Annotated in this window: 12 protein-coding genes and 1 pseudogene; 6 read left to right on the forward strand and 7 right to left on the reverse strand. The window is 74.9% G+C overall.

Annotated elements, in window-relative coordinates:
* Window positions 1-402: 402 nt before the first annotated feature.
* Complete coding sequence (locus tag ACI783_RS16425) at window positions 403-645, forward strand: hypothetical protein (protein WP_457141439.1); 243 nt, start codon at window positions 403-405, stop codon at window positions 643-645.
* Window positions 646-718: 73 nt separating this feature from the next.
* Here the strand turns inward: ACI783_RS16425 and ACI783_RS16430 are convergent, their stop codons facing one another.
* Window positions 719-868 carry a hypothetical protein gene (locus ACI783_RS16430; protein ID WP_457141449.1) on the reverse strand — a complete coding sequence of 50 codons (150 nt, stop codon included), beginning with the start codon at window positions 866-868 and terminating at the stop codon, window positions 719-721.
* Window positions 869-893: 25 nt separating this feature from the next.
* Window positions 894-1,103: pseudogene (locus ACI783_RS16435) on the reverse strand (DUF2795 domain-containing protein); the annotation flags it as partial.
* A 29-nt stretch (window positions 1,104-1,132) separates the two neighbouring features.
* On the opposite strand from ACI783_RS16435, the gene ACI783_RS16440 reads away from it, so the two are divergent.
* The gene (locus ACI783_RS16440; RefSeq protein ID WP_457141440.1) at window positions 1,133-2,029 is read left to right on the forward strand and encodes a DUF881 domain-containing protein; all 897 of its coding nucleotides are present in this window, start codon (window positions 1,133-1,135) and stop codon (window positions 2,027-2,029) included.
* A 4-nt stretch (window positions 2,030-2,033) separates the two neighbouring features.
* On the opposite strand, the gene ACI783_RS16445 is transcribed toward ACI783_RS16440, so the two are convergent.
* The 3 genes from ACI783_RS16445 to ACI783_RS16455 form a co-directional block, all read right to left on the reverse strand.
* Entirely contained in the window at window positions 2,034-2,972 is a 939-nt protein-coding gene (locus ACI783_RS16445) for a S1C family serine protease (RefSeq protein WP_457141441.1), read from the reverse strand.
* 92 nt (window positions 2,973-3,064) lie between these two features.
* On the reverse strand, window positions 3,065-3,970 hold the full coding sequence (locus tag ACI783_RS16450) for a YihY/virulence factor BrkB family protein (protein ID WP_457141442.1): 906 nt from the start codon (window positions 3,968-3,970) through the stop codon (window positions 3,065-3,067).
* Window positions 3,967-4,578: a CAP domain-containing protein gene (locus ACI783_RS16455; protein ID WP_457141443.1), complete on the reverse strand. Its 612-nt coding sequence runs from the start codon at window positions 4,576-4,578 to the stop codon at window positions 3,967-3,969. Before ACI783_RS16455 ends, ACI783_RS16450 begins: the two co-directional genes overlap by 4 nt.
* Window positions 4,579-4,838: 260 nt before the next feature.
* On the opposite strand from ACI783_RS16455, the gene ACI783_RS16460 reads away from it, so the two are divergent.
* Complete coding sequence (locus ACI783_RS16460; protein ID WP_457141444.1) at window positions 4,839-5,660, forward strand: SDR family oxidoreductase; 822 nt, start codon at window positions 4,839-4,841, stop codon at window positions 5,658-5,660.
* Between the two features lie 18 nt (window positions 5,661-5,678).
* The gene (locus ACI783_RS16465) at window positions 5,679-6,617 is read left to right on the forward strand and encodes a hypothetical protein (RefSeq protein ID WP_457141445.1); all 939 of its coding nucleotides are present in this window, start codon (window positions 5,679-5,681) and stop codon (window positions 6,615-6,617) included.
* A 12-nt stretch (window positions 6,618-6,629) separates the two neighbouring features.
* On the opposite strand, the gene ACI783_RS16470 is transcribed toward ACI783_RS16465, so the two are convergent.
* On the reverse strand, window positions 6,630-7,589 hold the full coding sequence (locus tag ACI783_RS16470) for a diguanylate cyclase (RefSeq protein WP_457141446.1): 960 nt from the start codon (window positions 7,587-7,589) through the stop codon (window positions 6,630-6,632).
* Window positions 7,590-7,793: 204 nt separating this feature from the next.
* Between ACI783_RS16470 and ACI783_RS16475 the strand changes: the two genes are divergently transcribed.
* On the forward strand, window positions 7,794-9,254 hold the full coding sequence (locus ACI783_RS16475) for a benzaldehyde dehydrogenase (protein WP_457141447.1): 1,461 nt from the start codon (window positions 7,794-7,796) through the stop codon (window positions 9,252-9,254).
* An 84-nt stretch (window positions 9,255-9,338) separates the two neighbouring features.
* On the opposite strand, the gene ACI783_RS16480 is transcribed toward ACI783_RS16475, so the two are convergent.
* Window positions 9,339-10,742, reverse strand: a complete 1,404-nt coding sequence (locus ACI783_RS16480) for an NAD(P)/FAD-dependent oxidoreductase (protein ID WP_457081711.1) — start codon at window positions 10,740-10,742, stop codon at window positions 9,339-9,341.
* 108 nt (window positions 10,743-10,850) lie between these two features.
* On the opposite strand from ACI783_RS16480, the gene ACI783_RS16485 reads away from it, so the two are divergent.
* Entirely contained in the window at window positions 10,851-11,525 is a 675-nt protein-coding gene (locus ACI783_RS16485; protein WP_457141448.1) for an alpha/beta fold hydrolase, read from the forward strand.
* Window positions 11,526-11,653 lie beyond the last annotated feature (128 nt).

Consider the following 11,653-nt stretch of genomic DNA (forward strand, 5'->3'; position numbering starts at 1 on the left):
GGTCAGGGTCAGGGCCAGGGTCAGGGCCAGCGACCCGCGGCACCTCGCCCAGTAGCTCGAGCTGCCCCGGCCCTCGTCAGAGGGTCGGGGCGGTTCCCATTGCGGGAGCCATCTCCGCCCGGTACCGGGTTCGGTGGGGTCTCCACCCGACCCGGTACCGGAGACCGATCCGGTCGGACCACCCACCGCCTCGAGGGCACCGGCTCACGCAGGGCCGGCGGGCCTCCGGAGCTCGGTGCCCGTACCCAACGGGGCGACGATGCGCTGATCGCGGACGGCGGCCCAGCCGCGGCTCGCTGCGAGCGTCAGCCCGGTCCCGGGAAGCGCCGAACCCACCCGGTTCTCGGCGCGGCAACCGGGTACGGCCGGAGCGTTCAGGCAGCGACCTCGAGGAGGACGTCCATGCGTGTGGAGGACCTGTCCGGGAACGACGCCACGGTGTACCAGGCGGTGGCCGAGCTGGAGAACACCAACTCTGCGCCACATCTGCAGGACATCGCCAGGCGGGCCGATCTGGATCCCGAGGAGACCCGCGCGGCGCTGCACCGGCTGATGAACAGCGAGCCCAGCCTGGTGCACGAGACCCCCGACACGAGCCGGACCGAGCTCGGCCCGGTCTACGAGCTGGCGCCCCGCGGCACCTGAGCCGGCACGGCACCTGAGCGAGCGCTGCGGGTAGCCGACAGGCACCTGGGCGGCCCTGTTGGTCGGGCCTGTCCTACTCGGCCGTGCGGGCTTCGCCGGTCACCCGGTCGTGCTGCGGGTCGCGAGATGGGTGCGCGATGCCCGGCGTGCTGTCGTAGCGGGCCTGCTCGGCGGCCTGCCCGGGCACCGGCCCGGGGCCCTCGTCCACCCGCAGCGACGACACGACCTCGCCCCTCGTTGCGGTAGTCGACCGGCGGGATCGCCCGGATCGCCCGCAGTACCTCCCCGGGGGCGCCCTTCTGCTGGGCGGCGGCCACGAGGTCGTCCTTGCCGGCCGGGTAGTCGACTCGTCCTGGGCCACTTGCCGGCGAGCCGGACGGAATCACCTGCCCAGCCACGCGGACGAGGTCATCCACCTCCGGGCCTGGACACGTCCTCCCTCGCGCCACCGTCGACACGAGCGGCCTGCCGCCTACGCTGGCTGTCGATGAGCGCCGGCGAGCGGAGCGGACCGTCCCACGACACCGGTCCCGAGCACACCGCGCCCGCCGAGGAGGCCGGCGCGGTCCGCGTCGACCCCACCCACGACCGGCCCACCTCCAGCGGACGGGCGCCCGACCAGCCGGGCCCCGACCAGCCGGGCCCCGACCAGGCGGCGCCCGACCAGCCGGTGTCCGACCAGGCGGCGTCCAGCGGCGGCGCGAGGCCGGCGTCGGTCCGGCGGCGCCGCCGGCTGGTGCTCTCGGTCGTCAGCGGGCTCCTCGCGCTCGCGCTCGGACTGGGCATGACGATCCAGATCCGGGTCAGCAACACCGACGACCCGCTCAGCACGGCCACCGAGGAGGACCTGGTCACCATCCTCAACGACATCGACGCCAACGAGGACCTGCTGCGCCGGCAGCTCGCGGAGACCCGCCGCACGCTGGACGAGCTGACCGACGACCGGTCGGAGGCCGACGGCGCCCTCGAACAGGCCCGGGAGCGGGCCCAGGCGATCGACGTCCTGACCGGCGCGGTCCCGGTCCGCGGCCCGGGCATCCGGCTGGCGATCGTCGACCCGGACGAGGAGGTCGACGCGTCCCTGCTGCTGGAGGCGGTGCAGGAGCTCCGCGGCTCCGGCGCCGAGGCGATCCAGCTCAATGGCGTGCGGGTGGTGGTCTCCACGGCGCTGGTCGACACGGTCGGCGGCGTGCTGGTCGATGGCGAGCGGATCCGCAGCCCCTACGAGGTGCTGGCCATTGGCCCGGCCGAGGAGATGATCGGCGCGCTGAGCGTGCCCAGCGGGGTGCTCAGCGACGTCACGCGCGCCGGTGCCACCGCCCGGATCGTCGAGCAGGAGGTCGTCGCCATCGACGCCCTGGCGGGCAGCCCGGTCGACGACTGAACGGTCAGCCGGTCAGCTCGGTCGGCACCGCGACGACGTCGACCATCGCCCCGCGGCGGACCACGGTCACCGGCAGCGGCCGGCCGATCGCCTCGTCGAACAACAGCCGCTGGAGGCTCTGCGCCGACGCCACGGGCGCCCGGCCGGCCTCCAGCACCAGGTCGCCGGCCTTCAGCCCGGCCCTGTCGGCGGGGGAGCCGGCGATGACATCCAGCACCTGCAGCCCGCGGCGCTGCCCGGTGCGCGCGGCGAGGTCGGCCGGCAGTGGCACCGGGCTGCTGACCACGCCGAGGTACGCGCGGCGCACCCGGCCGTCGCGCACCAGGGTGGTCACGATCCGCCGGCTGGTGTCGTTGACCGGCACGGCCAGCCCCAGGCCCCAGCCGGCGACGGCGGTGTTGATCCCGACCACCCGGCCGTGCGCGTCGGCCAATGCGCCGCCGGAGTTGCCCGGGTTGAGCGCGGCGTCGGTCTGGATGACGTCCTCCACCACCCGCGCCGACCGGCCGTGCCGGGTCGGCAGGGAGCGGCCCAGCCCGCTCACCACCCCCGCGGTCACCGACCCCGCCAGGCCGAAGGGGTTGCCGACGGCCACCACCAGCTGGCCGACCTGCAGCCCCGCGGCGTCGCCGAGCTCGGCCGGCGGGGGAGTGGCGCCCCGGGCGCGCACCACGGCCAGGTCGGACAGCGGATCCGCGCCGACCACCTCGACCGGCACCTCCGAGCCGTCGCTGAACACCGCCCGGCCGTCGGTCGCCCTGCCGACGACGTGGGCGTTGGTCAGCAGCAGGCCGTCGTCACCGACGACGACGGCCGACCCGGCCCCGCCCCGCTCACCCGGCCCGCCGACCGCGAGCGCAGCGACGTGCGGTGTGAGCTCGGCGGCCACCGTGGTGACCACCCGCGAGTAGGCGTCCAGCGCCGCCTCGTCGACCCCGTCCATCCGCACCTCCACCGATTACACGGTTACGTGCACCAGTGAACGCCTGATCGGGCACCAGTGGGCCACGCCCTGAGCGGAAGACGGCGGCGCGGTCAGTCGTGGCTGTCCTGGCGGCGCAGTGCCCGGCGCAGCATCACCCGGTAGCCGACCAGCAGCACCGCGTTGCCCAGCAGCAGCCAGAGCCCGAGCAGCACGGCCGTGGCGAGCCAGCTGCTGCCGTACCGCTGCGAGAAGTCGGCGAAGAACTCCAGGTAGACGAGGTAACCGGCGGTGCTGACCGCCACCAGCCCGGAGGCGGTCAGCGCCCCGATCGCCAGGTCGGACCAGTGGGTGTCGCGGAGTCGGTAGAGCGCGAAGATGAACCCGATGACCGCGGTCAGCACGGCGAAGGCGCCGGCGCCGAGCAGCGCCGTCAGCCACCAGCCCGAGCCCACCAGCCGGGGCGCCAGGTACAGGGCAGCGAGCGTGCCGAACACCACGACGGGGAGCGCCGCGATGAGCGCCAGCGCCAGCAGCCGGCCGCGCCAGCCCTGGATCCGCCGCTGCGACTCCGGGGCCACCCGGCTGAACGCCCGCGCCAGCGCCGCTCCGTACGCGGTGGCCGGCCAGACGGCGCCGACGACGGCGAACAGCCCGACCTGGCTGGCGATGTCGATCAGCTCGCGGAGCACGTCCCCGACCGGCAGCTGCTGGGGCGTCTGCCCGTCGACCTCGCTGCCCAGTCCCTGCAACGTCTCATCGGAGACGAACACCCCCGCGACCCAGAACGCGATGAGCACCATCGGCGGCAGGGAGATCATCGCGTAGAAGGCCAGGCTCGCACTGACCGTGGACAGCTCCGGGCTGCGCAGCCAGCGGCCGAAGCGGACGACCGGCCGGGGGAGCCGCTCGCGGGCCCGGGCGGTGCGCCGACGTCCGCTGTCCAGCAGTCGATGCAGCCGATGCAGCCGATGCACCCGGTGCAGTCGGTCGTGGGCCGAGGCGGTGGAACTGCTCATCCGCAGCTGGGTCCGTCGTCCTCCGCCCGGGCGATCGGCTCGGCCGGTGGGGTGGTCGAGGCGACGGCGGGGCGGTCGGCGCCCGTCGTCCGGCCGAACTCCTGGGTGGCCCAGACGCCGCCGTCGGGAGCGCAGAAGACGCCCACACCCAGCCGGTCCCACCCCGGGTTGAGCACGTTGACCCGGTGGTCGTCCGAGCGCATCCACCCGGCGTGGATCGAGCCGGCCGGCACCGGGCCGGTGGAACGGAAGATGTTCTCGCCGATCGAGACGAACCCGGACAGCTCCTCACGCTGGAGCACCTCGCTGACGTCCTGGTGCTCGAAGGTGTCGTTGTCGGCCATCTCCTCGCTCCAGTCGCGGGCGACGTCGGCCAGGGCGTCGTTCCACGTCACCGGATCCAGCCCGCGCTCCGCGCGCTCGGCGTTCACCCGGTCGAAGATCTCGCGGGCCATCTGCTGCTCCGCGGGAGCCGAGGTGTCGCCGGCCGGGGCGGACTCCGGCGACGGGGCGGAGCCGGTGGCGCCCGGGCGGGTGTCGACGGCGACGCAGCCACTGGCGCCGACCAGCACCGCCAGGGCGATGAGCAGGGAGCGGACGACGGTCATGCGCGCCGCCTACCCCACGGCGAGCCGGGGCACCCGCCGCCGGCCGGAGAGGTCACGAGACCGACATGGTCGGCACGACCCGGTCAGCTGCGTTGCGGTGGACAGCGTGTTCAGCAGGGCGGCGGCCTGGCGGCGCCGGGCACGGTCACCACGAAGCGCCGCCCGTTCCCGCGGAGCACCTCCAGTGCCTCACCGGCGAGCAGCACGAACTCGTCGCGCCGGTCTGCTTCCTGCGGGTGGCTGGCGGGTAGCGGGCGGGCATGACCGAGAGCCAGCAGTCGACCAGTCAGCAGCGCATCGCCGTCGTCACCGGGGCGGAGTCGGGCATCGGCCGGGCGATCGCCGTCGCCCTCGCCGAGTCCGGCCACGACGTCGGGATCACCTGGTACCGGGACGAGGCGGCGGGGGAGGAGACCGCCGAGCAGGTGCGCCGCACTGGCCGGCGGGCCGAGGTGCGGCACCTGGACCTGACCCGGCTGCCCGGCGCAGCGGGCGTCGTCGACGAGCTGGCCGACGCCCTCGGCGGGCTCGACGTGCTGGTCAACGACGCCGGCACCGGCCACATGTCGACGATCCTGGACACCGACTTCGACACCTGGCGCACCGTGCTCGCCACCGACCTGGACGGCGCGTTCCTCTGCCTGCAGCGGGCGGCCCGCCGGATGGTCGACGCCGGCCGCGGCGGCCGGATCATCAACATCACCAGCGTGCACGAGCACCTCCCGAGGGTCGGCGCCGCCGCCTACTGCGCAGCCAAGGGCGGGCTGGGCCTGCTCACCAAGGTCGCGGCGCTCGAGCTCGGCGAGCACGGGATCACCGTCAACGCCGTCGCCCCGGGTGAGATCGCCACCCCGATGACCGGGCAGGAGGACGAGGACCCGAGCGCGCCGGGCAAGCACCGCGGCGGCATCCCCGTCCCGCGGCCCGGCGACGCCCGGGAGGTCGCGGCCACCGTCGCCTTCCTCGCCTCGCCGGCGGCGGCCTACGTCACCGGTGCCTCCTGGGCGGTCGACGGCGGGATGATGCAGATGGGCCCGATGGCCGGCTCGCACCTGACCTCCGACGACTGGCGCCGCCCCTGACCCGGCAGGATCACGTCCGTGGAGCTCGCCGATGTCGCCGACGAGCTCTACGGCGTGCCGCCGGAGGAGTTCGTGGCTGCCCGCACCGCCGCCCGCGACCGGGCCCGCGCCGCCGGTGACCGGCAGCTGGCCAAGGACGTCGCCGCGCTGCCCAAGCCGACCACCGCCGCCTGGGTCTGCAACCTGCTCGCCCGCCGCGCGCCCGACGAGGTCGGCCAGCTGGCCGAGCTGGGCGAGCTGCTGCGGTCGGCGCAGGAGAGCCTGGCCGGTGACCAGCTGCGCGAGCTCGGCCGCCAGCGGAACCAGGTGGTGGCCGCGCTGGCCCGGCAGGCGCGGGCTCTCGCGCACCGGGAGGGCCACGACGTCAGCACCGCCGTCGCCGAACAGGTCGAGGCGACCCTGCGCGCGGCGATCGCCGACCCGGACGCCGGCGCCGCGCTGCGGGGCGGCCGGCTGACCGCGGCGCTGTCCTACACCGGCCTGGGCCCGGTCGACCTCTCCACCGCGGTCGCCGCACCGGCGCGACCGGCGCCCGCCCGGCCACCGCGCGCCCCGCGGGCGCCGGCCCCCGCCGACCACGACCGGGACGCCCGGGAGCGAGCCCGCCGGGAGGCGGCCGAGCGCCGGCGCCGGGAGCTGGTCCAGGCCGAGCGCGACGCCGAGGAGGCTGCGGCGGTCGCCCGGGACACCGCCACGGCCGCGGACGACGCCGAGCGGGAGCTGACCGAGGCCACCGAGCGCCACGAGCAGCTGCAGGCGCGGGTCGAGGAGCTCACCGCCGCTCTGCACCGCGCCGAGCAGGAGGCCGCCGCCGCGGGCCGCAGCGTGCCCGACCGGGTGCGCCGCCGGGACGCGGCGGCCCGCCGGGCGGCCACCGCTGCGACCATCGCGGAACGGGCCCGCGACCGGGTGACCCAGCTGCGCGGGGAGGACGGCGGGGACGACGGCGGGGGCTGACGCCGGGCGGGTTCAGCGGACGTCGGGCTCGGGTGCGCGGCGGGCGCGCTTCTCCAGGTACAGGGCGGCATCGGCCCGGTTCAGCAGCGCGGGAAGCGAGTCGCCGTCCTCCCGGGTCGCCGTCCCCGCCGACCACTCCGCCACCGCGCAGGCCCGCAGGCGCTGGAGGATCTCCGCCGCGCCGGCCGGGTCGGTGTCGGGCAGGCACAGCACGAACTCGTCGCCGCCGTACCGGCCGAGCAGGTCCGACGTCCGCAGCCGGCCGGACCAGGCGTGCGCGAGCCGGCGGAGCAACGCATCCCCGGCGTCGTGACCGTCCCGGTCGTTGATCTCCTTGAAGCCGTCCAGGTCGAGCACCGCGAGCGTCAGCGGCGACCCGGTGCGGTGCGCCCGCGCCAGCGTGCGGGCGGCCTCGGCCTGCCAGGCGCGGCGGTTGGCCAGGCCGGTGAGCGGGTCGGTGGAGGCGATCGCCCGCAGCCGGCCGCTCAGCTGGGCCTGCGACTCGGTGAGCGCCAGGGCGGTGACCACCGCGATCAGCCACGGCACGGCGAACCCGACCGGAGCCGCCGCCACCGCACCCGCGGTCACCAGCGTCAGCGCGGTGAGCACGTGGGCGCGGGCCGCGCGCAGCGAGGTGAAGTGCGCCGCGTAGGACCCCAGCGCGATGACCATCGGCCCCAGGCCGACGATCCCGACGGCGGTCGCCGACCGCCAGGCCAGCAGCCCGGTGGCCGCGGCCAGGACGACGAGGGCGGCGTGCACCACCACGACGCCGACCCGGGCGGCGGCGATCCACAGCACCGACCCGAGCAGGACACCGGTGACGCCCAGCACCGCGTTCAGCGTCGTCGGCGCCCCGGGGGACAGCGGCCGGGCCGCCGCGGCCAGGCAGAACGCCCCGCCCACCAGGAACAGCGCGGCCAGCAGGACCACCCGGACGGGTCGCCCGCGCAGCACCGTTCCGCCGTCCATGACGGGGGACTGTCGACCACGGGGGCGGCCACGGCAAGGGGGCACGCTCGCCGCGTCACCCGGAGACGGGAGTCGATCTACGGTGTGGACGGTCACCGGCCCGCCACCCACCCGATCTTCCGCAGGACGGAAGGTCCCGGTGGACGGCGGTGGAGCCGGGTGGCAGAACCGTTCCGACTGCTCATCGACGAGACGAGGACTCCCATGGCACTGCTCGAGGACGGCGCGTGGCGCGGCAAGATCTGGACCGGGACGTGGACCGACGGCAGCGGGGGCACCTACACCGCGGTGGAGCCGGCCACCGGCGCGGAGCTCGGTGAGGTGGGCCAGGCCACGCCGGCCGACGTGGAGAAGGCCGGCGCCCGCGCGGTGCAGGCCCAGCGGGAGTGGGCGGCGCTGCCGTTCGAGCAGCGGGCCGCCGTGCTGCGCCGGGCCGGTGACCTGCTCACCGAGCACGCCGCGGAGATCAAGGAGTGGCTGGCCCGGGAGTCCGGCGCCATCCAGCCCTTCGGTGACTTCCAGGTGCACACCACCGCCCAGGAGTGCTACGAGGCCTCCGCCCTGCCCAGCCACCCCTACGGTGAGCTGCTGCGCACCGGGTCGCCCCGGTTGTCCTTCGCCCGTCGCCTGCCGGCCGGTGTGGTCGGTGTGATCGCGCCGTTCAACGTGCCGACGATCCTCGCCATCCGCGCCATCGCGCCGGCGCTGGCCCTGGGCAACGCGGTGCTCCTCAAGCCCGACCCGCGCACCGCCATCTGCGGCGGCGCCGTCTTCGCGCGGGTGTTCGAGGAGGCCGGCCTGCCCGCGGGGGTGTTCCAGGTGCTGCCCGGCGGGGCCGACGTCGGTCAGGCGCTGGTCACCGACCCGACCGTGCGGGTCATCGCCTTCACCGGCTCGACCAAGGCCGGGCGGGCAGTGGGGGCGCTGGCCGGTCAGCACCTCAAGCGCGCGCACCTGGAGCTCGGTGGCAACTCCGCGCTCATCGTGCTGCCCGACGTCGACGTGACCGCGGCCGCCTCGGTCGGCGCCTGGGGCACGTTCTCCCACTCCGGGCAGATCTGCATGGCGACCAGCCGGCACCTGGTGCACGAGTCGATCGCCGAGGAGTACACCCAGGTGCTCGCCGACAAGGTGAAGGACCTCCCGGTGGGCGACACCTATCGCGAGCAGGTCGCGCTGGGCCCGCTGATCGACGCGAACCAGCGCGATCGGGTGCATGGGCTGGTCACCGCCAGCGTCGACAGCGGCGCCACGGTGCGCACCGGCGGCACCTACGAGGGCCTGTTCTACCGCCCGACCGTGCTCGGCGGCGTGCCGGTCGACTCCCCGGCGTACCAGGAGGAGATCTTCGGACCGGTGGCGCCCGTGACGTCGTTCTCCTCGCTGGACGAGGTGGCGGCGCTGGCGGCGGGCACGGAGTACGGGCTGAGCCTGGGCATCCTGACCCGCGACGTCTACGCCGGCCTCCAGCTGGCCGAGCGGATCCCCTCCGGGCTGGTGCACATCAACGACCAGACCGTGAACGACGAGGCGGTGGCCCCCTTCGGCGGGGTGGGCGCCTCGGGTACGGGTTCCCGGCACGGGGGGCCGCAGGCCAACATCGAGGCGTTCACCGAGACCCAGTGGGTGACCCTGCGCGGCGACCTGCCGGCCTACCCCTTCTGAGCCCGGACACCGCGCCGGCCCGGCCCCCGCAGCAGCGGGGACCGGGCCGGCGTCGGTCGGGCGGTGGTGCTCAGGTGCGGCCCGTCAGGCGGAGTCGCGCCCGGCGATGTCGACCGGCTCGCCCAGGTGGCGCTTGCCGCCGGTCTTGGAGACCTCGAAGTCCGGACCGAGGTGCTCCAGCGCCAGCCGGCCGTAGACCTGCTGCTGGGTGCCCACCCGCTGGGAGCGGCCGCGGCCGAGGAAGCTGACCAGCCAGTGCACGACCGTGCTGAACCGGTTCTTGAAGCCCACCTGGTACATCAGGTGCACGACCAGCCACAGCACCCAGGCGGGGAAGCCACCGAACTTGAACTTCCAGGTGTCGGCGACCGCGTGGAACCGCGAGATGGTCGCCATGCTGCCCTTGTCGAAGTAGTGGAACTCCGGCTTCGTCGGCCGGCCGGCGACCCGGGCGGCGACGGCGTCGGCCGCGAACCGGCCACCCTGGATGGCGACCTGCGCCACGCCGGGCAGGCGGTTGAGCGAGATCATGTCGCCGACCACGTGCACCTCGGGGTGCCCGGGCAGGGTCAGGTCCGGCTGCACCGAGATCCGGCCGGCCCGGTCGACCTCGGCGCCGGACTGCTCGCCGAGCAGCTTGCCCAGCGGGCTGGCCTGCACGCCGGCGGCCCAGATCTTGGTGGCCGCGTTGATCCGGCGCTCGTGCCCGTCGCCGTCCTTGACCACGATGCCGTCGGCGTCGACGTTGGTGACCATCGCGCCCAGCTGGACCTCGACGCCGATCTCGTTGAGCTGCTTGTGCGCCTTCTGGCTGAGCTTGTCGACGAAGGGGGGCAGCACCTTGGGCGCGGCGTCGAGCAGGATGACCCGCGCGCTGGTCGGGTCGATCCGGCGGAAGTCGTGCCGCAGGGTGCGGCGGGCGAGCTCGGCGATCTGGCCGGCCATCTCCACGCCGGTCGGGCCGGCGCCGACGACGACGAAGGTCAGCAGCCGGTCGATCTCGGCCGGGTCGGTGGCCAGCTCGGCCAGCTCGAAGGCGCCGAAGATCCGGCCGCGCAGCTCCAGGGCGTCGTCGATGCTCTTCATGCCGGGGGCGAACTCGGCGAACTGGTCGTTGCCGAAGTAGGACTGGCCGGCGCCGGCGGCGACGATGAGCTCGTCGTACGGGTGCACCGTGGTGCGGCCGAGCACCGTCGAGGTGACCGTCTTCGCCGTCAGGTCGATGTCGGTGACCTCGCCGAGCACCACGCGGGCGTTGTCCTGCTTCTTCAGGATCTCCCGGGTGGGCGGGGCGATCTCGCCCTCGGAGAGGATGCCGGTGGCGACCTGGTAGAGCAGCGGCTGGAAGAGGTGGTGCGTGGTCTTCCCGATGAGCGTGACGTCGACGGGCGCCTTCTTCAGGCGCTGGGCGGCGAAGAGACCGCCGAACCCGGACCCGACGATGACGACGCGGGGTCGTTGTCCGGTGGACGGGGTTGCGGTGGTCACACTGCCTCCTGATGTCGTCATGATGACTCATCCTCCCACTGCGCTGCTGCTGCCGGTCGGCACCCCACGCCGGGGTGCCCCTGCCGGGGCATCCGAGGGCTCACCAGGATGAGCAGCGGAGGTGTCCCGGGTGTTCCGCGAGCCGGTGTGGTGTGGGTCCCGGGGCTGGGACTGGACCGTCGGTCCTCGGCGCGGGTGCGCGGCCGCATCGGCGGGGCCGTCGTGCACCTGCCCGGCCTGGGCCGGCGGGAAACGGTACCGCCAGCACCCGTGCTCACCGCGCAGCTCGCCGAGCAGCTGCCGGCGGGGCGCGTCGTCCTCGTCGGCCACTCGCAGAGCTGCGCCGTCGTCATCGCGCTCGCCGAGCAGGACCCGCGGGTGGCCGGGGCGCTGCTGCTGGGCCCGACGCCCGACCCGCGGACGCGGCGGCTGCGGGTGCTCGCCGCCCGGTGGGTGCGCACCGCCGTCCACGAGCCCTGGTGGCAGGTGCCGCTGCTGCTCCTCCAGTGGCTGACCACCGGGCCGGTCCGGATGACCGCGGTGTGGCGGGCGACGTCGGGGGAGCGGCTCGACGATCGGCTGCGCCGGGTGCCGGTGCCCGTCGTCGTCCTGCGGGGGGACGCCGACGCGCTGTGCCCGCACGACTGGGCGGAGTTGCTGGCCGGGGCCGCACCGCACGGCCGGCTGGTGGAACTGCCGGGGGCGGCGCACATGACGCCGCACACCCACCCGGACGAGGTCGCCGCGGTGCTGGCCGACCTCGTCCGGGAGGTCTCCCGCTAGGTGTTCTGACCACGGACGTTGGTGACGGCGTCTGGTGACAAGAGGAAGACCTCCGAGTGAGGTGTGGAGCTGTCTAGGAACCGCTCCTCAACCCGGAGGCCTTCGTGTCCCACGCTAATGCCCTGCTG

Source organism: Modestobacter sp. SYSU DS0511 (assembly GCF_054050755.1).